This is a genomic window from Arcticibacter sp. (assembly GCF_045629565.1).
Taxonomy (GTDB): Bacteria; Bacteroidota; Bacteroidia; order Sphingobacteriales; family Sphingobacteriaceae; genus Arcticibacter.
Genome location: NZ_JAZQRL010000010.1, coordinates 16679 through 41768 on the forward strand (window position 1 = coordinate 16679; position 25090 = coordinate 41768).

The following is a 25090-nucleotide window of genomic DNA, read 5'->3' on the forward strand; positions in this document are numbered from 1 at the left end:
CTGATGAAAATTGCTGAAATATCAATTAAAAGACCCACTATAGTGGTCGTACTGTTTACGGTACTATCACTTCTGGGGTATATAAGTTATACATCGCTCAGTTATGAGCTTTTACCGAAGTTCTCACCGTCTGTTGTTTCGGTTACTACTATATACCCGGGCGCATCGCCTAGTGAGGTAGAGAACACGGTGACGAAGAAGATTGAAGATGCGGTGGCTTCCATGGAGAACATCAAGAAGCTGAACGCGACTTCGTATGAGAGCCTTTCTTCTGTGGTGATTACCCTGCACAGCGGCACGGATGTGGATCTGGCGCTGAATGATGCACAAAGGAAGGTTAACGCTATTCTTTCGGAACTTCCGGAGGACACTGAAGCACCTTCGCTGAATAAGTTCTCATTGGACGATCTTCCTGTTATCACGATGTCGGCTACTTCGACTATGGATGACGCGGCCTTTTTTGACCTGATGGACAACCGTGTTGTTCCGAGCATCTCCAGGGTAACCGGGGTGGCACAGGTGAATATTATCGGTGGTCGTGAGCGCGAAATACAGGTGAGTATTGATGATAATAAGTTGCAGGCGTATAATTTATCGCTGCTTACTGTGCAACAGACTATCCAGGGATCTAACCTGGATTTCCCGACGGGATCTGTAAAAACCCAGGACAGGGATATTCTGGTACGACTGGCCGGTAAATACAGAAGCGTTGAGGAGTTGCGTAACCTGGTCATTTCGGATAAGAATGGCGTTCAGGTGAGACTTGGAGACGTGGCGGACGTGCAGGATGCACAGAAGGACGTTGAAAAGCTGGCACGGGTAGACCAGAAAGCTTCCATTGCTTTGCAAGTGATCAAGCAGTCGGACGCCAATGCGGTGGATGTGAGTAAGGGGATCCATACTATCATCGAAAAGCTGCATCAGGATTACGAAAAGGTAGGTCTTAATTTGGTAATTGCATCAGACAGCTCCATATACACGCTTGAATCTGCGGATGCGGTTATCCATGACCTTATATTGGCGGTTGTGCTCGTTGCATTCGTGATGTTGTTCTTCCTGCACAGTTTAAGAAATGCGGCTATTGTAATGGTATCTATTCCGGCCTCTCTGATCGCTACGTTCATCGGTATCAGCATGTTTGGCTATACGCTGAACCTGATGTCTCTTCTGGGCCTTTCGCTGGTGGTTGGTATTCTCGTGGATGATGCCATTGTGGTATTGGAGAATATTTACAGGCACATGGAAATGGGCAAGAACCGCGTGAAGGCTGCCTTTGAGGCAACGAAGGAAATAGGCTTTACGGTAACCTCGATTACCCTGGTAATTGTGGTGGTGTTCTTTCCTATCGCCATCAGTACCGGCCTGGTGTCAGACATTTTAAGGCAGTTCTGCGTGGTTGTTATCATCGCCACTTTGCTCAGCTTGCTGACCTCGTTTACGATCGTACCGCTACTGTCTTCGCGCTTTGGAAAACTCGAACACCTTACAGGCAAGAACGTATTCGAACGGGTGATCCTTCGCTTTGAGAGAGGTCTGGACAAGTTTACTGCCTGGATTACGGGTATACTGAACTGGTCTCTGGCCCATAAAAAGACTGTGCTGGCGGGAACCTTTATGATGCTGGTGGCTTCCATTGCGTTGCTTGCAACCGGATATATCGGCACCGAGTTCTTCCCTAAGAGCGACAGGGGTGAGTTTATTGTGCAGATCGAAATGCCTAAAGATGCGTCGATAGAACAGACAAACCTGATGACATCCAGGGCAGAAAACATGCTTAATCAAAAGCCTGAAATTATCCGTATGATCACGACAGTGGGTCAAACGAGTGATGGTATGGGTGCGAGCCAGTCGACTGCCTATAAATCTGAAATTACGGTTCAGCTGGTGGAAAGAAAAGAGCGTGCTGACCAGTCTGACGTCTATGCTGCCAAGGTTAGGAAGGAACTGACCGAAAGTCTGGCGGGCGCCAAAATCACGACTACTCCGGTGAGCATTCTGGGTAGTGCGGAAAGAGCGCCGGTTGAGGTTATCGTAATGGGACCGGACTTACCAAGTGTAATGGAATTTGCGGAAGTGGTACGTGGAAAAGTAGAGAAGATCGAAGGAACCACGGGAATCAAACTTTCAGTGGAAAGTGGAAATCCGGAGGTGCAGGTGCAGGTGGACCGGGATAAGATGTCTTCGCTAGGTCTGTCTCTGCAAACTGTGGGTGCGACGATGCAGACTGCTTTTAGTGGGAATACCGACAGTAAGTTTAGACAGGGTGAGTATGAATACGACATCAATATCAGGCTCGACGACTACAACAGACAGAGCATAGACGATGTGCGCGGACTGACATTTATTAATTCAAAAGATGAACGCATTCGTCTGGAGCAGTTTGCTACGGTAACGGAAGGATCGGGGCCGAGTCAGCTCGAACGTCAGGATAAGAGCACTAAGGTTTCGGTTCAATCTCAGGTGGTAGGGCGTCCGACGGGAACTGTCTTTGCCGATATCGAGACCCAGATTAAGGATCTGAAGAGACCAACCGGAGTTAGCTATCTGTTTGGTGGTGATATGGAGAATCAGTCGGAAGGCTTTGGTACCCTGGGAATGGCATTGATGATGTCTATTATTATGGTGTACCTGATTATGGTGGCCTTGTATGACAACTATATTTACCCGTTTGTGGTGATGTTCTCTATTCCTCTTTCTATTATTGGTGCCTTGCTGGCTCTGGCTCTAACCAACAACTCGCTAAGTATCTTCACCATATTGGGATTGATCATGCTTATTGGTTTGGTTGCCAAGAATGCGATTATCCTGGTCGACTTTACCAACCAGCAGAAAGCGGAAGGTAAATCTACGCGTGAGTCGTTGATCATGGCCAACCATGCCCGTTTGAGACCTATCCTGATGACTACTATTGCGATGGTTATTGGTATGCTTCCGATTGCTATTGCATCGGGTGCAGGTGCTGAGTGGAAAAACGGTCTGGCATGGGTGATCATTGGTGGTCTGTTGAGCTCGCTGTTCCTGACGCTGGTAATTGTACCGGTAATTTACGAGGCGTTTGATAATATCATGCATCGCCTGGGATGGGATAAGAAGGGAGATGACATCGACGCGATGATGACAGAAACTGAGAAAGAAAACGAGGAGCTGGAAGTAGTTCACTAGGCTTCGTTACCTGCAGAGCGGGAACTACTCCTCAATTATATACACAAAAAGCTCAGAAAAGGTTAAAAGATCCTTTTCTGAGCTTTTTTTATTAAGTTTAATGTATAAACTTTGCATTACGAAGCAGGACAGTACAGGTTGCGTAACAATCTTAATACCGTTAAGTTTAGCGACCTTTCAAAACCTAAATGCTGATTAGTACTAACCAGTTGTTCAAATGAGGCAATATAGTAAATTCTCAGATTCCAATTTGTTGGCTCTGCTGAAGCAGGGTGATATAATTGCTTTTGAGGAGTTATATGAACGATATTGGTCTAAACTTTATTCAGCAGGGTACAAACGTTTACGAAACCGCGAAGCCGCCGAAGAGATAGTACAGGATATCTTTACTTCTTTGTGGATTAAGCGTGCTTCTCTTGTAATTAATTCTTCTTTTGAAAATTATCTGTATTCGTGTGTTAAGTACAAGGTTTTTGCAGCGTTTCAGAAAGAAAGCAACAGGAGGGCCTACGAAGGCTATGTTGTTCATCTTAATAAAGATGTTGATAACTCCACTATGGAGGCAATTGACTGGAATGAACTGAAGCGAAATGTAAGCACGGAAGTAGAAAAGCTTCCTGAAAAGTGCCGTAAGGTTTATGAGTTGAGCCGGAAGGAATTCCGCTCGAACAAAGAAATAGCTTTTTCTCTGGGTATTTCTGAAAAGACTGTTGAGAATCATCTCACCCGTGCTCTGCGCACTCTGCGCATCAACTTAAAACAGGTAGGAACGCTCCTGATTGCCATCCTTTTATCTTCTTTTTAATTTATTTAATTTTTGATTGGGGGTTAGGGCTGTATTAGCTCACTGTACTTATATACCAGTTATAACCTTTACTGCCGAATGAAGATTTCACCTGAGCTTATTAATAAGTATTTGAATCGGGAGTGCACCCCCGAAGAGGAACGGGTTGTGCAGGACTGGTACGACTCTTTTGATAAGGAGGAGGAGCCGGCTGAATTGTTGAACGAAGAGAAACGTGATTCTATACGGAAACGCATACTGGAAAATGTCCGGTCTGAGATAGGCAGGAATGAGGATCCAGTAGCGGTGCGCGGTTCGGGCCGTCGCTTTTATTATACCGCTGCATTGGTCGCTGCTTCTCTGGTTATTGCAATTTCTGCTCTTAACCACATCTTTTTAAAAGATTCGGGCAGCAAGATCATCGAAAACGTTGTTATTACCAACAATTCAAACATACTTAAGAACCATATCTTACCTGACGGCAGCAGCCTCTGGCTTGAGCCGGAGACTACTATAAGGTATACCCTCCCGTTTGTTAACAAATACAGAAAGGTCTCGATGAAAGGAGAGACTTTTTTTGATGTAAAGCGGGACACCCTCCACCCTTTCATCATCCACACGGAAGAATTTGATACACGTGTTCTGGGCACCAGTTTCAGTATCCGGGCAAACGGAAAGGAGGCATCAAGATTATCAGTGGTGTCAGGAAAAGTGTTTGTGTATACTCCACACAAAAAGGGAAGTCAACCTGAAGGTGTTTATGTGTTACCGAAGCAGAAAGTAGTTTATAAAGAGAGCAAGAAGCAGTTAGAGAAAAGCAACGGTACGGAGGCGACGCTCCGCATCTGGGAGCGCAAGTCATTTGTGTTCAATAACACACCGGTGAGTGAGGTGCTTGACGTCTTGCGAACAAACTTTGATGTAAAGGTTACGATGAATAATGCGCCAGTGGACCAACTCACGTTAAATGCTGACTTTACGGGGCTTAGCTTACCCGTTATCCTGGATCTGATGAACAAATCTTTGAATATAAACCTTGGATTCGACGAGGAGACGATCATCCTCAGCGAAGAATAAATCATCTTTTAAATTATAAACCGATTGTAATATGACGTAGGAACTTTCAACCAAACTAACTATTAAAAAAGGGTTAAGAAGTGTGTGGGCACTTCTTAACCAAAAACCAACCATGACAACATGTGCACGTAAAGTGCATTGGGTTTTTTATTGTCTCATTTTTAGCTAAATAAAACAATTAAAAGTATGAATTTTTATTTACACCCTTCCAAAGACTTTTGGTACATTATGAAGATTACACTGAGTCAGCTGATGGCGTTAATGATCTTTTGCTGCGTGACCTATTCGGCGCCCGGCAAAGCTCAGGGGGTATTGAACAATCCGGTGAGGATTAACTACACATCTGCAAAATTAAAAACGGTTTTATCAGGGATTGAGAAGTCGGCCGGTGTTAAGTTCGTTTATAGCGAGAACGTAATTGATGCAAATCAGAAGGTTTCTTATTCGGCTGAGTCTGAGATGTTATCAGAGGTGCTGGCTGATCTGCTGCGGAACAGAGGCATAGCCTATGAGGTAGTCAACAATCAGATCGTCCTGAACAAGGCTTCAGATAGGGAGAACGCTGAGCTGGCTGAGCTGTCGTCAGCGAATTTGAAAAGCCGGACGGCTACAGACATTACATTAACTGGTAAGGTAACTGACGATAAAGGGGAATCGCTTCCCGGCGTCAGTATCAAGATTAAAGGAACAAACCTGGGGGTTGCAACAAGCGCGAACGGCACTTATTCTTTACGGGTGCCGACTGCTAATGTTAATGGGACACTTGTGGTGTCTTATATGGGCTTTACAACCAGAGAAGTGCCTATTAACGGGCAAACCAGGCTTGACATTGTGTTAAGCGAGGATGTGACGGCACTTGATGAGGTGGTGGTTGTTGGTTATAACATTGTTAAAAAATCTGACGTTACGGGTGCGGTAGTGAGCGTGGGAGCGGAAGAGATTCGCTCGAGGCCGGTACAGAATGCGCTGCAGGCTGTACAGGGTAAAGCTGCTGGGGTAGATATTACATCGAATGAAAGACCCGGGGAGATGGGCAGAATTCTGATCCGTGGGGCGCGCTCCTTGAACGCGAGTAATGACCCATTGTACGTTGTGGATGGAATACCTTTAAGCTTCGGAGGTATAGAAGCAATTAATCCAAATGATATCGAGTCAATTGATATTTTGAAGGACGCTTCAGCCACTGCGATATATGGATCTCGCGGCGCTAACGGGGTAGTGTTGGTTACGACAAAAAAAGGGAAGACAGGCACTGTTTCCTTAAACTATGTCGGCACATCGACTATAGAAAAAATGTATGATCGGACGGATATGATGAATTCTTCAGAATATATCGAATTCCGTCGTGATGCCTACCGACGTTTACCTGATGGAAGTGCTAACAAATACCCGAATGAGGCAACAGAAGAAGCTGACCGGAGAATTTTTGGAGGGGACAATTATGCACTTAACAACGTTCTTCAGGGCTGGCAGAATGGTGTATGGAACGGAAATCTGGTTCCCACAACAAACTGGACGGACATGATGCTGGAGACAGGTCTTACGGTTGATCAGACTCTTAGTGCGAGTGGAGGAACTGAAACTTTGAAAGGATATGGATCTTTTGGATATCTTTCTCAGGGGGGCACTCAGCTTGGCCAGGACTATGAACGGTTTAGCGGAAAGTTTAGTGCAGAAGTGAAGCCTACGAAATGGTTTACTTTCGGAGGTAATCTTACTGCCACATACGGTATACAAAACTATGGATACGCGACATCAAATGCGACCGGCCCGGGAAATCTCTATTTCGCTGCACAAGGCATGCTGCCGTATGCTGTCCCTTTTGATGACAATGGTAACAGGATAAATTTACCAGGTGGAGACATTAACATTCTAAACCCTGTTGGAGAAGATGTGTTTAATGTGAACGAACGCAAAACTCTTCGAACGCTAGGAAGTCTTTTTGCAGAGGTCGACCTTTTTAAGGGCTTGAAGTATCGCGCTAACTTCGGCCCTGATTTCTACAACTGGAGAAATGGGCGCTGGATGGACGAAAATTCGATTAACAGAGGTGCTGGGGAGCCAGGATCTTCGAACTACGCCCGATTAGATCAAACATCCAGACTAGCATGGACAATGGATAATCTTTTATACTATAATAAATCCATTGAGAAGCATAATTTCGGTGTGACCTTGTTGCAAAGTGCGACATCTTACAGAGAAGAGACATCGTCAATGACTGCTACAGACCTGCCATGGGATTCACAGAAGTGGTATCAGTTGAACTCTGTGAGCGAATTGGATGCATTTGGAAGTGGATTAACCGAGTCCTCTTTAACCTCTTACATGGCTCGTGTGAATTACGACTTTAACAGCCGCTACCTATTGACGGCATCTGCACGTTGGGATGGTGCATCTCAGTTGGCGGAAGGTAATAAATGGGACTTTTTCCCTTCTGCTGCCCTAGCATGGAGAATGGACCAGGAGGACTTTTTGAGAAACACGCGTTGGATTAATATGCTAAAACTAAGAGTTGGTGTAGGTAGTACCGGCAACGCTGCGGTAGGCCCCTATACCACCAAGGGAGCAGTAGAAACGCTGTATTACACCTGGGGCAGCTTAGTTCAGCCGGGGTATGTCTCTTCAGATGCTTCATTGGCCAATCCGATTCTGTTGCCAAACCAGGATCTGGGCTGGGAGCACACCACTCAGTGGAACTTGGGAGTAGATTTTGACCTCTTTAACGGACGGGTTAATGGTGCTGTTGATGTTTACACTTCAAGAACAACAGATTTGCTGATGGAAATGAGTATTCCTTCTCTGACAGGTTATACCAGAACACTGACGAACATTGGTGTCTCTGCCAACCGCGGTATTGATATCTCGTTAAATACTGTTAACATAAAAAAACGTGATTTCAACTGGAGCTCAAGCCTGAACTTTTCTGCGAACCGAGACAGGATAGTGGAGCTAGCTAACGGCGAACAAGACGATATCACAAACAACTGGTTTATAGGCGAACGCCTGACTACATACTACGACTACGAAAAGCTGGGTATATGGCAGAACACTGAATCTGACCTTGCTGAAATTGCAAAGTTCCAGGCTAATGGTAACACCTTCAGGCCCGGAGATATTAAAATAGCCGACCTGAACGGCGATTACAAGATTAATGCGAATGATGACAGAAGAATAGTTGGAGCAGCGAACCCTGATTGGACTGCAGGATTGACAAATACGTTTAACTATAAGAATTGGGATTTATCTTTCTTCATATACGCCAGATGGGGCTTTACCATCCGAACAGGTGAAGAGTCGCTTCAAGGACGCTTTGCTCAAAGAAAAGTGAATTACTGGACTCCAAGCAACCCCACGAATGAATACCCGGCTCCAAACTACAATAGTGCTGCCGGAGATCCTTACAAAAGCTCTATGAACTATCAGGATGGATCGTTCATAAAACTTAGAAATGTATCACTTGGGTATAATCTCCCCGAGGCCTGGAATAGAAAAATTCGCTTGTCGAACGTAAAATTGTATGCTCAGGCTCTGAACCCAGGATTGATATATTCCAAGATTGATTGGATAGACCCAGACTTAGGCGGTTCTACTTTTAATAGAGGCTTTGTATTCGGCATTAATGTTGGATTCTAATTATAAAGGAAAGATTATGAATAAGATAATTAAAGTATTATATAGCGTAGCATTGGTGGCCGGTTGTTTAGTATTGCCGTCCTCTTGTAAAAAGGAATTCCTGGAAGAAGAGTTAATTACCTCACGCAATACTGCAGACTTTGAAACACAGGAAGGCCTGGATGGCCTCGTTATCGGAATGTACCAGAGCCTCAAATTCCATTTCAATTACGAATGGGCTTATACAACTACTAACTATGGAGCGGATGAATTCAGTGTAGGTGGTGACCGTGGTATGCAAATGTGGAATTCATATGATGCGAATTTAAATTCATTGACGGCACATGTTAATGACATTTGGAACAATATGTATGGAAACATCAATTCCGCAAACATAGTGATTCAGAACGTGCCACAGTTTTATGGGGAAGGTCCTGATAAAAACACTCGTTTAGGAGAAGGTCACTTCATGAGGGCTTTTGATTACTTTAAACTTGTCAGGCAATACGGAGGGGTTCCCTTAAAACTTACACCTTCAACTACTGTCGAATTTGAGTTTTCCAGGAATACTGCGCAGGAAGTGTATGAGCAAATTATAAGCGACTTTACTGTGGCGTACGAATTACTGCCTCCTGCCCCTGCTCAGACTGGAAGAATCACTAAGTGGGCAGCTGCACACTTTTTGGCCAAGGCTTATTTGTTCAGGGCAAGTGAATTATACAGCGAATGGAACAGCGCTACAAGACAAAGCGACCTCGAAAACGCTGTAAAATATGCGGATTTCGTTATCAATAGCGGTCAGCACACCCTTGCAGCTAACTTTCGCGAGCTATGGGAATACACTAAACCAGACGGACCAAATGAAATGCTTAAGGAAGTAATCCTCGCTGCTCAGTTTTCTGAAAACACAGCCACTCAGGGAAGATATGGCAACCAAGTTCATTTGTACTATCCATCCGTTTATCAAAACCTTCCAGGAATGCAACGCGACATCCCAGGAGATAGAGAATTTCAGCGACTTCGGTCTACTGATTATGCGCTTGACGTTTTTGATCGTGTAAACGACTCAAGATTTTGGAAGAGCTTCAAAACCCGATATCTCAGTAACAGACCTGCCAACGCTCCTACCTGGGCGAAAGAATATGCTCCAACTCCAGACCTAGAAGGAAAACCTAAGTTCGCTGGAGGCGAGGAATCTATTTTATATATTGTGAACGATGCTGGAGATACCCGATATACTTCTGAAAGCATCAAGTTCCGTGCTCCTCATATGTTCGTAAGGTACTTCGCAGGGCAACCAGAAAATATGCTGGGTGGACACGGCAATTACGATCCAAGTCGCTTTGTTGCCTTATCTAAATTCATGGATGGATCAAGAATCAATGTCGCTTCTCAATTCGGGATGCGGGATGGCATCTTAGCGCGTTTAGCGGAGACTTACCTGATTGCTGCTGAAGCTTATGGAAGGCTTGGCCAATATGCTCAAGCCTTACCCTACATCAACATGGTTCGTGATCGTGCAGCATACAAAGAAGGTGAAGATCGTTCCAGCTATGCTGATGGTGGAGCCGCTTACAAGAATAACACTGCAGCCAATACTGCTACGTTTGTTTCATACTCAGACAAGAACACTTATTACGAATCGAATAACATCCCAGTAGCTACTGCATCGACACTATCGAGCATGCATTTGAACGGCGTAGATGATATCTTCAATAAGAATGATGAATTCTATTCTCGCCTGGGTGCCGGCTCGAATGAGCAAAAATTCATGCACTTTATCTTGAATGAGCGCTCTAGAGAACTGATGGGAGAACTTATGCGTTGGGAAGATTTAGCACGTACGAAAACACTGGTAGCACGAGCAACGTCATTCAACGACGAGGCTAAGCCAGATGCAAATAAGCACTACTATCGTCCGATACCTCAGAGCTTCCTGGATGCTATCAGAAAGAACGGAAAACCCTTAACTCCTGCTGAGAAACAGGCTATGCAAAACCCTGGATGGTAGAATTCAACCTTCAATCATTACCCGGAAAATAGCTTAATTAGCATAATTTCCCTAACGTAAAAGCTGCCTTATACGGGCAGCTTTTATGTTTAAATCATATCGCTTTAAGCGAAGGGTTAAAACCATATGCACGTATATATCGCTCTTGGCTATATACTCGTCAGAAATCTTTGTAACTATTTGTATTATATTTAGATTTCAAATAACCGATATATATGCCTAAAAAATCATTTTTTTTGATACTAGCAATATTGCTATGTGTATCAATGGCATCCAATGCCATATACAAACGGGAATCCCGCGTCCTTGTCTTTTACAAAACTGCTGGGTTTTATCATAAATCAATACCTGCTGGCATACAAGCGATACAAAATCTTGGCGAAAAGAACAGCTTCCAAGTGGACACAACAGCCAATTCAGCTGTTTTCGCTTTCAACAAACTCAAACTGTATGACGCAGTAATTTTTCTTAATACTACCGGCGACGTATTAGATGAAGCGCAACAGAAAGAGTTTGAACGGTATATTCAATCGGGTAAAGGCTTTGTAGGTATTCACGCAGCTACAGATACTGAATATTCATGGCCATGGTATAACAAATTGGTTGGTGCATATTTCGCCAATCATCCCAAAGTGCAACCAGCGAACCTACTGGTAGTTGATAAGAACCACGCTTCGACCAATTTTTTGCCTGATACATGGCAACGAACAGACGAGTGGTATAACTTTAAAAGCATCAATGAGAAGATAAAGGTGCTGGCGTATCTGGACGAAACGAGTTATACAGGAGGACAGAACGGCAGCAAACATCCTATCGCCTGGTATCATGAATTTGATGGCGGAAGGGCGTTTTACACGGCAGGCGGACATACCGACGAAAGTTATAAGGAACCGCTATTTTTAAAACACGTACTTGGTGGAATCAAATACGCCATAGGAAAGTAAAGCGAAAGGCTATCCACTGATGAGATAGCCTTTGAATATAATCTAATATAAAAGCGAGCTGATTAGATATGTATAGCTCTATTTTCAGTTGCTGCCAGCGCCGCTTCTTTGAAAGCTTCTGTATAAGTAGGGTGAGCATGGCTAATCCTACCAATATCTTCTGCTGATGCTCTGAATTCCATAGCGACAACTGCTTCTGCGATCATATCGGCAGCCCGGGGACCGATAATATGAACGCCAAGGATCTCGTCAGTCGAAGCATCTGCCAGAACTTTTACCAAACCATCCGTGTCCATACTTGCACGCGCACGGCCGCTTGCTTTGAAGGGAAACGATCCTATTTTAAATTTTGTTCCTTTTTGCTTTAATTCTGCCTCTGTTGCCCCTACACTTGCCACTTCCGGCCATGTGTATACCACACCAGGAATCAGATTATAGTTAATATGAGGCTTTTGCCCCGCGATAGTTTCAGCAACGAAAACACCTTCTTCCTCAGCCTTATGAGCAAGCATTGCCCCCTTGACAACATCGCCGATTGCATAGACTCCCTTTACAGAGGTTTCCAAATGCTCATTTACTGTGATTTTCTTTCCGCGATCTTCTACCTGAAGACCTATCTTCTCAAGGCCCAGACCTTCTGTGTAAGCTGTTCTACCTACAGCTACGATACAGTAGTCGCCTTCCAGACTGATCGTTTCACCCTTTGGACTTTCTGCTGTTACCGTTACCTTCTCACCTTCAACTTTTGCACCGGTAACCTTGTGGCTCAGCAAGAACTCAAAACCGATTTTCTTGAGTGACTTTTGCAGCTCTTTACCCATGGTGTTGTCCATGGTTGCAATAATGGAATCAAGGAATTCCACAACAGTTACTTTAGCACCCAGGCGTGCATAAACAGAGCCTAATTCCAAACCTATCACTCCTCCACCAATAACGATAAGATGCTTAGGAATTTCGGTAAGATTTAAAGCCTCTGTAGAGGTAATAATCCGCTTTTTGTCAATCGGAAGAAATGGAAGTGCTGTTGGCTTTGACCCAGTGGCAATGATTACGTTTTTTGAAGTAATAGTCTCCTTTGAACCATCGTTCTTTTGCACAACTATCGTGTTTTTATCCTGAAACGATCCGACACCAATATATGATGTGATCTTATTTTTTTTCAACAGATAAGTAATACCCGAGGTGTTTTCCTGAACAACCTGGTTCTTCCTCGCAATCATCTGATTAAGATCCACCTCAAGGTCTTTGAGGTTTATTCCATGCGTTTGGAAAGTATGAGCAGCATTATAAAAATGTTCGGAAGAATCGAGTAGTGCTTTTGAAGGAATACAACCCACATTCAGGCATGTACCACCAAAGGTTTCGTATTTTTCAATGATAGCGGTTTTAAGTCCTAGCTGGGCGCAACGAATAGCGGCTACATATCCGCCAGGTCCGCTACCTATCACTGTAACATCGTATTGCATAGTTGAGTTTGTTTAATACAAAGTTAAGGTTCCTGGGGTGAAATTAAGCATCAAATGAGGGGATGTCTTTTAAATTCTGCCTCTCTATCGAACAAATAGCGATACGTATGGTGCGTTTTATAAATTTTCGCGCCTATTTGTTCTGCAATGTGCATCATGCGAGGGTTAAAGTCGCCGATCCAGTTCATCTGAACCTCTTCGTACGCCCCGCTGTTCAATAGGGAGTTTGATGCAGACACAATCATAGCCACCTCAACTCCTTTTCGTTGATGTTGGGGAATTACACCAAAGACTAGACCGTACATTGTCTTGCATTTGCCCGTCAGCTTGTTGTACAATAGGCGAAGTTTAACTGGCAGCGTGAGTTTTCCCTTTGCGTATTTAACAAAGAGTTGGTTCAGTTCAGGAATACTGAGAAAAAAGCCGATTGGCTGACCTTTATGATAAGCGAACCATGCGATACTCTCATCAATTACGGGCTTCATTGACCGGATTGTCCTGTCTGCCTCCTCCTTGGTCATCTCTCCGATACCTTCATGATTAACCCAGGCTGTGTTATAAACTGTCCGAAAATCTTCGATAAAACTATCAAGCCGTGAAATACTTACGGTTTTAAATTCGTAGTCAGGATTTTTAAAGATCCGATCCGCTACAGCATAGTACACCTTGTTCAGCTTCTCCATCACGTTGCGGAGATAAGTGTGCTGCTTAAAAAAAACCTTAAACCCGTAATCTTCGAAGAAAGACTGATATATAGGTAGATTATAGTTACAACAGTAAGAAGGCGGATGGAATCCCTCTACTAAAAGCCCCCACCATCTTTCCCTGCTTCCCAGGTTTACCGGCCCGTCCATCGCCCGCATATTTCTTGACTTTAGCCAATTGCGTGCGGCATCAAAAAGTAAGAACGCTGTCTCACGGTCGTTTATACACTCGAAAAAACCGATATTCCCGGTAGGTTGTTCGAATGTAAAGGCGGTATAAGGATTAATAAAAGCGGCTATGCGTCCTATGGTTTGCCCCCTGGAATCGCGGAGTATCCATCTAATGCAGTTTTCCTCCTCATAAAACTTGTTTGTTTCTTTGTGAAAGACCGACTCGACATCATTATCCAAAGGACGAATATAATTGGGGTCATTTCGATATATATACAGGGGCAATTGTAAAAACTCTTTGACATGAGCAGGATCTTTTACTACTACTAACTCCATTTAGAAAAGGATCTTAAAATTCACAAAATAAAACTATCACAGTCTTGAAAATAACTTAAAAAAACTGTTATCAACAGATTTTCTTTATTCCAGTGTAACATATATTTCGTAACTTTCGTCTAAATATAGCTACACACTTATTTATTTCCACTAAGTTCCGGGCGGTGCGGCCCGGAGCTTTCTTTTTTTGAGCCAAATCAACGTTATTACATACTTTCTACCACCTTGTTGATCTTTTGCAACTTATCCCTCCGTCTTTATCGCGTGCCAGGTCTTTCACATCGGTTTGAGAAATAACGAGAATGCTACCTTTGGTAATAACCTATTTATATAACACTAAAAGGATAACCTCTCATTAACGAAAAAGAGACTGAATCGTTTAGAAACAGCCTCCTTTTTATTTCGTGCTTGCGTTAAACGCCTAAAAGAAGTCTCGCAGGATCTTCCAGTAATTGCTTTACTCTTACAAGGAAGCTTACCGACTCACGGCCATCAATGATACGATGGTCATAAGACAAAGCGATATACATCATCGGCCTGATTACGACCTGCCCTTTTACAGCCACCGGTCTTTCAACAATATTGTGCATTCCCAGAATGGCAGACTGGGGAGCGTTAATGATCGGAGTAGACATCATAGAGCCAAACACACCACCGTTAGTGATCGTGAAGGTCCCACCTGTCATTTCCTCAATCGTAAGTTTATTCTCCCTTGCTTTCAATGCCAATCCTAACACGGCCTTTTCAATCTCAGCCAGACTCATTGCATCTGCGTTCCGTATAACGGGAACAACCAGTCCTTTCGGTGCTGATACGGCGATTGACACGTCAGCGAAATCGCTGTAAACGATCTCCTCGTTCTCAATTCTTGCATTTACTGCCGGAAACTCCTTCAAGCCTTCGCAAACAGCCTTAGTAAAAAACGACATAAATCCAAGACCTACACCATGCTTCTCTTTGAACTTCTCTTTATACTGAGCTCTCAAGTCCATGATAGGCTTCATATCAACTTCATTAAATGTAGTCAACATAGCCGTTTCGCTTTTTACAGCAATCAGTCGTTTAGCTATCGTTTTACGTAATGAAGTCATCTTAACTCGGCGCTCATTGCGAGATCCCGATGCAAGCGCAGCAGGAGATGACACCGGTTCAGCCTTCTTAGCCGCAGGCTGAGGAGCCGGCTTCTGAGCGTTCATTGCATCTTCTTTCGTAATGCGCCCAGCCACTCCTGATCCCTTTACAGATGCGGCATCAACACCTTTCTCAGCAAGTATCTTACTAGCTGATGGAGAAGGCGTTCCAGCTGCATAACCAGGAGACTTTTCCGCCGCAGCTTTCGTCGAACCTGCGTTTTCTGCCACAGGAGCAGCCTTAGAAACGGCAGGCTTGCTTCCACCAGCAGCAATCTTACACACCGTTTCACCTATTGCAAGGGTAGCACCCTCTTCCGCAATATGGCTTAAAACGCCTGCAGTTTCTGCTGTAAGTTCGAACGTAGCTTTATCAGACTCCAATTCAGCAATCTGCTGGTCCATCTCAACGGTCTCACCGTCAGCCACGATCCATCTGGACAGTGTTACCTCCGTGATCGACTCACCAACAGGAGGAACCTTTATTTCAATTTCAGAACCAGTTTGCGCCGGCTCATCAGTAGACTCTTCGTTTTCAGCAGCAGCGACAGGGGCTTCTGCAGGAACTGCTTCGTCAGCCTTTGCCTCAGACGCAGCACCTTCTTCGATAGAACAAACAACAGCACCAATTTCAAGGGTATCCCCTTCAGCAACGATCACTTTTAGTATTCCGGCTGCGGATGCTGTTAATTCAAAGGTTGCTTTATCAGATTCAAGTTCAGCGATAACTTCGTCCATTTCAACATGATCACCATCTTTCTTTTTCCATTGCGACAAGGTTACTTCTGAAATCGACTCTCCTACCGGCGGAACTTTGATATCTAAACTCATAATATTATTTTTATTTATACGACTAATCTACGTTGACCACCTTTTTTGTGGTTTTTATAACTGATTTCTTTACCTGTTTGCCAGCAGTATCTTCAAAAGCTTTGCCGATAACGTAAAGTTGCTGAGACACGTGCTGCTTTGCATACCCAGTAGCGGTGCTACTGCTTTCCTTGCGTGATATTACCTTCAGGTCGATATCAATATTCCTGAACTTGCGGCAAAGGAACGGCCATGCACCCATATTCTCAGGCTCTTCCTGCACCCAATAGTACTCTGCCGCCTTAGAATACTTGTTTTGGATAGCCTCAAGCTTTTTAATAGGTAAAGGATATATTTGCTCCAGGCGAACGATTGCAACGTCTGTTCGCGAATCTGCTTTTTGCTTTTCAAGCAAGTCATAGTAAACCTTGCCGGTACAGAAAACAACACGTTTTACATCCTCTGCTTTAACCAGTGTGTCGTCAATCACTTCCTGGAATTGACCCTCTGTGAAATCTTCAATAGACGATACACACAAAGGATTTCTTAATAAGCTCTTCGGAGTAAAGACAACCAGAGGTTTACGGAAGTCGCGTTTCAACTGACGACGCAGCATGTGGAAATAGTTAGCTGGAGTTGTACAGTTGGCAACCTGAATATTATACTCCGCACATGACTCCAGGAAGCGCTCCATTCTTGCAGATGAATGCTCAGGCCCCTGTCCTTCATACCCGTGAGGTAGTAACAGAACAACTCCGTTTGATCTTTGCCATTTCGTTTCTGCACTCACCAGATACTGATCGAGTATAATCTGAGCTCCGTTAACAAAATCTCCGAACTGAGCTTCCCAAAGAACCAAAGCTTGCGGATTTGCCAACGCATACCCGTATTCGAACCCTAAAACACCATATTCAGACAGGTGCGAGTTGTATACATCAAACTTTACAGCTTTATCTCCATTCTTCAGTTGCAATAAAGGAACAAATTCCTCCTCCGAATCTTCTACTTTAACCACGGCATGACGATGAGAAAAAGTACCCCTCTCCACATCTTGCCCACTAAGACGAACACGGAAACCTTCACTCAATAAAGTTCCATATGCAAGTAGCTCGCCCATAGCCCAATCAAGTGAGTTGTTCTTCACCATCTTTCTTCTTTCCTCAAAAAGCTTTTCTATTTTACGGAATATCTTTTTGTCTGTTGGAAGGGTGGTAATAGTCTCGGCGATTGACAGCAGCTGATCTCTCGAAACGGCTGTCTCTGCAGACACTTCAAAATCTTCAGGATTGGCGGATCTTAATCCCGACCAGGAGCCCGAATACATCGGGTTCGGCTCATAAACATTGCTTTGCTTCGACTCGTTCAGGCGCTCCTGCAGGAGGTTACGGAAGTCCTTTTCCATTTCCTTCGCAAGATTTGCGTCGACAGTGCCGCTTTCCATGAGCTTCTTGTTATAGATCTCTCTGGGATTAGGGTGCTGCTCAATGGCCTTATAAAGCAGTGGTTGAGTGAATTTTGGCTCATCCGACTCGTTATGACCGTATCTACGGTAGCACAAGATATCGATGAACACATCATTTTTATATTTCTGACGGTATTCAACCGCAATATTAATTGCATAAATCAGAGCCTCAACATCGTCTCCATTAACATGGAATACCGGAGAAAGCGTCAGCTTAGCGATATCTGTACAATATGTTGATGAACGGGCATCCTTGAAGTTAGTCGTGAAACCTACCTGATTATTGATAACCAGGTGAATGGTTCCTCCGGTTTTGTAACCATCCAGTTTAGCCATCTGAAGAACCTCATACACGATACCCTGTCCGGCAATAGAAGCATCCCCATGAATCAATATAGGAGCTAACTTAGTATTATCTCCGGCATATTTAAAGTCTATCTTCGAACGGCTGATACCTTCGACAATCGGATCAACAGTTTCAAGATGCGAAGGATTCGGACACAAGCTAAGATGAACCTTTCTGCCCGACTTAGTTTCTACATCCGTAGAGAATCCCAGGTGATATTTCACATCTCCGCCGTATGACTTCGTTTCATCGTATCCCTTCCCTTCGAACTCGGCAAAAATGTCCTTGTACGTTTTGTTCATGATATTAGCAAGAACGTTTAGACGGCCGCGATGCGCCATGCCTAAAACGAACTCTTCAATGCCAAGATCAGCACCTCGCTCAATAACGTAATCCAAAGCGGGAATAAGACTTTCAGCACCTTCCAAAGAGAAGCGCTTCTGTCCTAAAAATTTTGTACCGAGGAAATTCTCAAATACAACTGCCTCATTAAGCTTCTTTAGAATTCTTTTCTTAGTGTCCAGAGGAAGGTTCGGCGTATTACGCTCTGATTCCATCCTTTTTTTGAACCAGGAAAGCTTTTCCGGATTTCTGATATATACATATTCCGCTCCGATAGACTGGCAATACGTCTGCTCAAGCAAAGCGTGTATATCACGAAGTTTGGCAGGACCTAAACCTACCTCCACTCCTGCATTGAACACGGTATCCAGATCACTTTCAGTTAAACCAAAAGTTTCAAGCTCCTTACCCGGGAAGTACTTCCTACGCTCGCGTACCGGATTGGTGTTGGTAAACAAGTGCCCTCTTTGTCTGTAGCCGTAGATCATGTTCATAACATTAATCTCCTTCAACAGGTTTTGCGGCGTTTCAGAGGCACTAACGGGCTCCGACTCTCTTCCAAAATCGAAACCTTCAAAAAATTTCTGCCAGCCAAAATCTACTGATTCCGGATCTTCCTTATATGACTGGTACAGAGAATCTATATAAGATGCATGTGCATTACTTAGGTATGACAGATTGTCCATGAATATCAAATCTTATGATAGGTCAAAAATAAAAGTTTAACCTTATATATGAGAATGTATTTACTCCTAATATTGTTTTTTAACATTATATAAGAAGAGTTATCCCGCATGCAGGATCTCTAATCTACGTTTTATCTGGGGATCGTGCATAATATCACTGAAATTTTGATTTTCCGGCTTTCCAAATGAGAAGATTCCCTGCGCCATCGCATAGCGGCCCCAAGTGAGTGCCGGAGAGAAATCTATCGCCTTTTCTTCGAAATATGCATATTCTGCAGGCCATTTTACCTTCAATTTATTAGTCAGATAAGACGACACGAACAGCTCACAGCGATCATTTATATGCCCCGTTTCATTTAGCTCCCTTATGCAGACATCTACTAGCAGCTCTCCAGTGTTTCCATCTCTCCACTTATTGAAACGACTGCGTTCAGCTGATGTAAGGGTATTTTCCACATCCGCTAAAGACGAGCCGTGTTTCTTCAACATAAACCGGTTATAATCCCTCCAAAGCAGCCTGTTGACGATTCTTAAAGCCAATTCAGACTTGGCAGAAAGCCTGTCTTTAACCGTCCAGTATACCATCCGTGGCGACAGACAGCCCAAAGACAACCAGGGACTAAGAACGGGATCTTCCATCAGTCCTCCTTCACTTTTCGAAGTATCCGAGAGAGAAGTAAGTTGCATCAATGCTTCCATTCCTTCCCTTTCACCTCCGAGCATGTGCGTTTCCTCCACTATGCCGCTCCGTTGAACGCCAAGCTCTTCCAGAACAGGCAGAACTCCCCAATCAACACCCAGAGGTGTTTCTAGCCTTTCAGGAGCCTGAAATGGATGCCTTACAATGCTTTCGCGATCTATCTTCCTCTTGAAAGCCGTGAAGTTATTTGGAATATTTTTGATTGGGAAAGGAAGATCTTCCTTGTGGAACAAGGTATGACCAATAAAGTGCTTCAAATTTATTTTATCTTTCCATAGAATGGTCTCTACCCGTCCTGATATCGAAGTCTCCTCCTCAGCAACTTCACGATGGTGATACACTTCTGAAACACGGTACTGCCGGCAAAGGGCAGGCAATACATCCTCCGGTTTACCAACCTGAACCAAAAGATCACCTCCCAGGCGCTGTAACGCACTCTTAAGGCTGGCAATGCTTTGGAGCAAAAACTGCGTCCTCAGGTAGCCGCTCTTTTGTGTTCCATAAATGGTCTTTCCGAAGTATCTTGGATCGAAGCAATAAACAGGAAGCACATTTTCAGCCCTGGCAATCGCTTCCATGAGCATTTCATTATCGTGTATTCTCAGATCATTTCGAAACCAAATTAGTATGGTTTTTCCACTCATAACCGTATTGTATGATACAGCATGCAATTTACTTAAAAAAACACCGTCCGTTTGAATGACAGCTTCTTCATACCAAGATCTTTACATCAAAATAACAAATTTGAGAAAATCAGGCACATAACCAAAAGCCTTTGAGAGATACCGCAGTAACAGAATAGTCGAACGACTGGAGCCTATCAAGCTGTTACAAAGCAAAAGAAAAAAGAAAAACCTTCTCTTTCTTAAATATTAAAGCTAAATTTAGGTAAACAGCCAAATTATGAAAGCAGTAAACGCCATTCTTAAACAAAAATCGTCACATGTTTTTTCGGTTAATTCCACTATTTCAGTTTTCGATGCGTTGACTGAGATGATGGAAAAGAACATCAGCGCGCTACTTGTTGTGGATGACGGACGATTAACAGGAATTTTTACAGAGCGTGATTACGCCCGTAAAATCGCGCTGAAAGGGCGCTCTTCCAAGGAAACGGCCATTGCAGATGTGATGACGAAAGATCCGCTGACGATCACCCTTAATGATGATTTGGATTTTTGCATGAACCTTATGACAGACAAACACATTCGTCACCTTCCGGTAATCGACAATGGAAGAGTCGTCGCCATGATTTCCATAGGCGATTTAGTTAAGGCTATTATCGAAACTCAGAAAGATACCATCAAGCAACTGGAAGGCTACATCAACAGTTAGGGCTTAAGCTCATTCAGTTTATCATAGTCCATAACTAGCCTGCTTACAATCCGGTTGTTCTCCAGGTGCTCTGTTACAATCTCTTCAACGTCACTTAACTGCACATGGGCATAGAATACACCTTCCGGATACACAACCAGCGCGGGTCCCATCTCGCATGCTTCTAAACACCCGGTTCTCTGTGCACGTATTTCTGCCTGAAGTCCCCTATCTTTGATAAGTTTCTTAAAAGCAGCTACCAGCGCAAGACCGTGGCTTTCTCCACAACATACCCGCGAGCCTTGAGGCCGTTGATTGGTACAGATAAAAATGTGTTTTGAATATAGCATAAAAACAAATGTACAATTCTTAAGTTAAGTTTGAACTATGTCTCTAAGAGTACTCATTACAGGCGCAAAAGGACTTATAGGAGAGCCTCTTATCAAGTTGCTCCTTTCTCAGGGCAATTCAATCCATATCCTCAGCCGCACTCCTGCTAATAGCAATCCCGCTGTTAAAGAGTTTGGCTGGGACATCGAGAACGGCAGTATCGACGAGCGTAGTCTGGAAGGAGTAGACGCAATCATACACCTTGCCGGTGAAAATATTGGGGCGAAACCCTGGACCACAAAACGCAAGCATACGATTGTCTCTAGCCGCACAAAGTCTCTCGAACTACTCTTCAGGGCTATAAAAGGCCATACACACGCAAAAGTCAAGACGCTGATATCCGCGTCCGCCGTAGGCTATTACGGCGACCGCGGAGATGAGATCCTGACCGAAACCAGTCATCCGGGAACAGGCTTTCTTGCCGACACCTGTATGCAATGGGAACACGCTGCAGATGCCCTCGCAGCCCTTGGCCACAGGGGCGTCAAACGCCGTACAGGAGTGGTGCTTGCCAGGGAGGGCGGAGCGCTGCCGAAGATTGCCGGTCCTGTGAAATCAGGCTTCGGAACGATACTCGGCTCAGGTAAACAATGGATGCCATGGGTACATCTGCACGATGCCGCTCATGCATATGTACACGCCCTCAATAATGAACAAATGGAAGGTGCATATAACTTAAGCAGTCCTCGCCCTGTAACGAATAAAGTCTTTACCGAAACTGTGGCAGCAATTCACAGAAAAAAAATCTGGCTTCCTAACGTCCCCGACTTGGCGCTCAGAATCGCTTTAGGAGAAATGAAAGCTATCGTGCTTAGCAGCAACCGTACAGACTCGACCAAACTTCAAGACACCGGATTCAATTTCAAATACGCGTTCCTTCCTGAAGCTTTACACGATCTTTATGGGTAAACAAGCAGTAAACGTGTTTTGGTTCCGGCGAGACCTCAGGCTTGAAGACAATACCGGCCTTTCCAAGGCCTTACAGTCCGGCCTACCGGTACTGCCTGTCTTCATTTTTGATCCCCTCATCCTCGCAAAACTTGAAGACCGCGAAGATGCAAGAGTCAGCTATATTCACAAATCATTACAAGCGATAAATAAGCAGCTTAACAGGCTAGGATCGTCCCTTCTTGTACTTCACCAGGAACCTCTGCAAGCCTGGAAACACTTGCTTAACCTCTATCAGGTAGACACCGTATTTACAAATTCAGATTACGAGCCTTACGCAAGGTCTCGCGATACCGCGGTAGCAGACCTGTTGAAAGATCGGTCAGTCAACTTTTCAGAGCACAAAGACCATGTAATTTTTGAAAAAGACGAAATATTAAAAAGCAACAACGAGCCGTACACGGTTTTCACACCATACAAAAATAAATGGCTGGAGAAATTTCAGGCTGGTGCATCATTAAATACCGCAAAATCGGTCCCCGCACAGAGTCATTTTTTTAAGTGTCAGTATGCCTTGCCTCAGCTGGAAACCATCGGCTTCAGGCCAAACGCACTTGACATTCCAAGAATCAACTATGAAAATATACACAAGAAATATGACCAAACCCGCGACATACCCTCCATTGAAGGCACGGCCAGAACCAGTGTCCACCTGCGATTTGGCGCTATCAGCGTCAGGGAAGTCGCATCACATGCAGTTCGAAACAAGGCAGATACATGGTTAAACGAACTCATCTGGCGCGATTTCTATTCCATGATCATCTGGCATTTCCCGGAAACTGCCGAGCACGCCTTTAAAAAAGCGTATGATAACATCAGGTGGCGAAATGACGAACAAGAATTTAAAGCATGGTGCGCCGGAAAAACGGGCTACCCCATCGTCGATGCAGGCATGCGTCAACTGAACGCTACGGGTTGGATGCATAACAGGGTGAGGATGATAACCGCAAGCTTCCTATGCAAACACCTGCTTATAGATTGGCGGTGGGGTGAAGCATACTTCGCGCAAAAGCTTCTCGACTACGACCTTGCAAGTAACGTAGGCGGATGGCAATGGGCAGCAGGCAGCGGAAATGACGCCGCTCCCTATTTTCGAATATTCAATCCAGCGCTTCAGATGAAAAAGTTTGACTGCCAACTGCAATATGTAAGAACATGGATATCCGAATTCGATAACCCGTTCGCCTATCCCCAGCCCATAGTCGATCACAGGCTGGCGAGAGAGCGTGTGCTGGCAGAGTATAAAAGAGCACTTTCAGCATCCTGAAGCAAATAGTGATTTTCATCAATTTTAATACAACAAGCCGGTAGTGCTTGATACTTGAAACCATAATAATTATTTTAGACGAATGAAACCCACATTACTTATACTAGCCGCTGGCATGGCCAGCCGCTACGGAAGCATGAAACAAGTTGATGGATTCGGACCCAATAACGAAACTATTATTGATTATTCCATTTACGATGCTGTTCGTGCTGGATTCGGTAAAGTATGTTTTATTATCCGTGAAGAATTTTTAGAAAGCTTTAAGGGCATTTTCGAGCCGAAGTTGAAAGGAGTAGTAGAGACTGATTATATCTTCCAAACCTTCGATCTGACTAAATATGGTATCGATAAACAAATTGAAAGGCAAAAACCATGGGGCACCGGACATGCAGTCCTTGAAGCGGCAGGAAAAGTTAACGAACCCTTCTGTGTTATAAATGCAGATGACTTCTACGGATACGATGCCTTTAAAAAAATGGCAGATTTCCTTACCAACGAAGTAAGCGATGAAAAGTACTCACTCATCGGTTATGAAGTAGACAAAACACTCTCTGAACACGGAGCCGTATCAAGAGGTATTTGCCTCGTTAATAGTGAAGGTAACCTGCAGGAGATAAATGAGCGGACCAAAGTATACGCGAAAGACGGCGTTATCGTTTACGAAGATGAAAGTGGAAACACTACACCCCTGCATGATGACGCCAGAGCTTCCATGAACTTCTGGGGCTTTACACCGGCGGTATTTGAGCAGACAAAACCCTTGTTTAAAGCGTTTGTTCAAGAAAACGAAAGCAATCCAAAGGCAGAATTCTTTATTCCGCTGATGGCCGAAGCATTAACAAAAAGCGGCACTGCTGTGTTCAAGGTTATCCCTACTTCCTCTAAGTGGTTCGGTGTAACTTACAAAGAAGACAAGCCGATCGTCCAGGAAAGCCTTTCCAAGCTGGTAGCAGACGGAACATATCCATCGAAGCTTTGGAAATAAGCCAGGACCTCAGTTAAATACCCTACAACAGGCTGCTCGCTTAACCCCGAGCAGCCTGTTTTCGTTTACAGACATTTTCCACCATCTGACAGAACAAAAGACATAGGCACTAAAAAGCCGGTTGGAAATAATTCCAACCGGCTTTTTAGATAACGAGAGGCAACGAGCCTCTCTTTGTATTATTTAGCAGGCTCTTCAGCCGAATCAGCTGCTGGAGCTTCTACTTCCGGAGCTTCTTCAGTCGCCACCGCTGTTTCAGCAGCAGGTTCTGCTTTCTTAGCTTTAGAACCACGTCTACGGGTAGACTTCTTCTCAGCTGCAGCAGGAGCTTCAGATTTGTATGTTTCATTGTAATCTACCAGCTCGATCAACGCCATCTCAGCGTTGTCACCTAGACGATTTTGCAACTTGATGATACGTGTATAACCTCCCGGACGGTTTGCAAC

General features: G+C 44.2%; 17 protein-coding genes. 10 read left to right on the forward strand and 7 right to left on the reverse strand.

Going from position 1 to position 25090, the window contains the following annotated elements; genetic code table 11:
* The first annotated feature begins 3 nt into the window (after nucleotides 1-3).
* From ACKI5J_RS01415 to ACKI5J_RS01440, 6 genes are all read left to right on the forward strand, one after another.
* A complete protein-coding gene (locus ACKI5J_RS01415; RefSeq protein ID WP_407425756.1) occupies nucleotides 4-3162 on the forward strand; it encodes an efflux RND transporter permease subunit in 3159 nt (1052 codons plus the stop codon).
* Nucleotides 3163-3379: 217 nt separating this feature from the next.
* Nucleotides 3380-3967, forward strand: coding sequence for an RNA polymerase sigma-70 factor (locus tag ACKI5J_RS01420; RefSeq protein ID WP_407425758.1), 588 nt, complete (start codon nucleotides 3380-3382; stop codon nucleotides 3965-3967).
* A 78-nt stretch (nucleotides 3968-4045) separates the two neighbouring features.
* Entirely contained in the window at nucleotides 4046-5023 is a 978-nt protein-coding gene (locus ACKI5J_RS01425) for a FecR family protein (protein ID WP_407425760.1), read from the forward strand.
* 186 nt (nucleotides 5024-5209) lie between these two features.
* The gene (locus ACKI5J_RS01430) at nucleotides 5210-8656 is read left to right on the forward strand and encodes a TonB-dependent receptor (protein WP_407425762.1); all 3447 of its coding nucleotides are present in this window, start codon (nucleotides 5210-5212) and stop codon (nucleotides 8654-8656) included.
* Nucleotides 8657-8672: 16 nt separating this feature from the next.
* Complete coding sequence (locus tag ACKI5J_RS01435) at nucleotides 8673-10646, forward strand: RagB/SusD family nutrient uptake outer membrane protein (RefSeq protein ID WP_407425764.1); 1974 nt, start codon at nucleotides 8673-8675, stop codon at nucleotides 10644-10646.
* Between the two features lie 236 nt (nucleotides 10647-10882).
* On the forward strand, nucleotides 10883-11590 hold the full coding sequence (locus ACKI5J_RS01440) for a ThuA domain-containing protein (RefSeq protein ID WP_407425766.1): 708 nt from the start codon (nucleotides 10883-10885) through the stop codon (nucleotides 11588-11590).
* A gap of 62 nt (nucleotides 11591-11652) precedes the next feature.
* Here ACKI5J_RS01440 and lpdA read toward each other — a convergent pair whose 3' ends face one another.
* The 5 genes from lpdA to ACKI5J_RS01465 all read right to left on the reverse strand — a co-directional run bounded on the left by lpdA (nucleotide 11653) and on the right by ACKI5J_RS01465 (nucleotide 20387).
* Nucleotides 11653-13056 (reverse strand): dihydrolipoyl dehydrogenase, encoded by a 1404-nt coding sequence (gene lpdA / locus ACKI5J_RS01445; RefSeq protein ID WP_407425768.1) that lies wholly within the window; start codon nucleotides 13054-13056, stop codon nucleotides 11653-11655.
* 50 nt (nucleotides 13057-13106) lie between these two features.
* A complete protein-coding gene (locus ACKI5J_RS01450; RefSeq protein ID WP_407425770.1) occupies nucleotides 13107-14267 on the reverse strand; it encodes a hypothetical protein in 1161 nt (386 codons plus the stop codon).
* 413 nt (nucleotides 14268-14680) lie between these two features.
* Nucleotides 14681-16228, reverse strand: a complete 1548-nt coding sequence (odhB, locus tag ACKI5J_RS01455; RefSeq protein ID WP_407425772.1) for a 2-oxoglutarate dehydrogenase complex dihydrolipoyllysine-residue succinyltransferase — start codon at nucleotides 16226-16228, stop codon at nucleotides 14681-14683.
* Nucleotides 16229-16250: 22 nt separating this feature from the next.
* Nucleotides 16251-19043, reverse strand: a complete 2793-nt coding sequence (locus ACKI5J_RS01460) for a 2-oxoglutarate dehydrogenase E1 component (protein ID WP_407425774.1) — start codon at nucleotides 19041-19043, stop codon at nucleotides 16251-16253.
* 99 nt (nucleotides 19044-19142) lie between these two features.
* Nucleotides 19143-20387 carry a deoxyribodipyrimidine photo-lyase gene (locus ACKI5J_RS01465; RefSeq protein WP_407425776.1) on the reverse strand — a complete coding sequence of 415 codons (1245 nt, stop codon included), beginning with the start codon at nucleotides 20385-20387 and terminating at the stop codon, nucleotides 19143-19145.
* A 259-nt stretch (nucleotides 20388-20646) separates the two neighbouring features.
* Between ACKI5J_RS01465 and ACKI5J_RS01470 the strand changes: the two genes are divergently transcribed.
* Nucleotides 20647-21075: a CBS domain-containing protein gene (locus tag ACKI5J_RS01470; protein ID WP_407425778.1), complete on the forward strand. Its 429-nt coding sequence runs from the start codon at nucleotides 20647-20649 to the stop codon at nucleotides 21073-21075.
* On the opposite strand, the gene ACKI5J_RS01475 is transcribed toward ACKI5J_RS01470, so the two are convergent.
* On the reverse strand, nucleotides 21072-21404 hold the full coding sequence (locus ACKI5J_RS01475) for a (2Fe-2S) ferredoxin domain-containing protein (protein WP_407425780.1): 333 nt from the start codon (nucleotides 21402-21404) through the stop codon (nucleotides 21072-21074). The two genes, ACKI5J_RS01470 and ACKI5J_RS01475, sit on opposite strands and share 4 nt — an antisense overlap.
* A 37-nt stretch (nucleotides 21405-21441) precedes the next feature.
* Here ACKI5J_RS01475 and ACKI5J_RS01480 point away from each other — a divergent pair, with 37 nt between their 5' ends.
* The 3 genes from ACKI5J_RS01480 (at nucleotide 21442) to ACKI5J_RS01490 (ending at nucleotide 24644) form a co-directional block, all read left to right on the forward strand.
* Entirely contained in the window at nucleotides 21442-22353 is a 912-nt protein-coding gene (locus ACKI5J_RS01480) for a TIGR01777 family oxidoreductase (RefSeq protein ID WP_407425782.1), read from the forward strand.
* Nucleotides 22346-23659: a cryptochrome/photolyase family protein gene (locus tag ACKI5J_RS01485; RefSeq protein WP_407425784.1), complete on the forward strand. Its 1314-nt coding sequence runs from the start codon at nucleotides 22346-22348 to the stop codon at nucleotides 23657-23659. The genes ACKI5J_RS01480 and ACKI5J_RS01485 overlap by 8 nt, the downstream gene beginning before the upstream one ends.
* Before the next feature lie 82 nt (nucleotides 23660-23741).
* Entirely contained in the window at nucleotides 23742-24644 is a 903-nt protein-coding gene (locus tag ACKI5J_RS01490) for an NDP-sugar synthase (RefSeq protein ID WP_407425786.1), read from the forward strand.
* Between the two features lie 179 nt (nucleotides 24645-24823).
* Here ACKI5J_RS01490 and ACKI5J_RS01495 read toward each other — a convergent pair.
* Nucleotides 24824-25090: L17 family ribosomal protein (locus ACKI5J_RS01495; RefSeq protein ID WP_407425788.1), on the reverse strand; the 267-nt coding region annotated here is incomplete at its 5' end.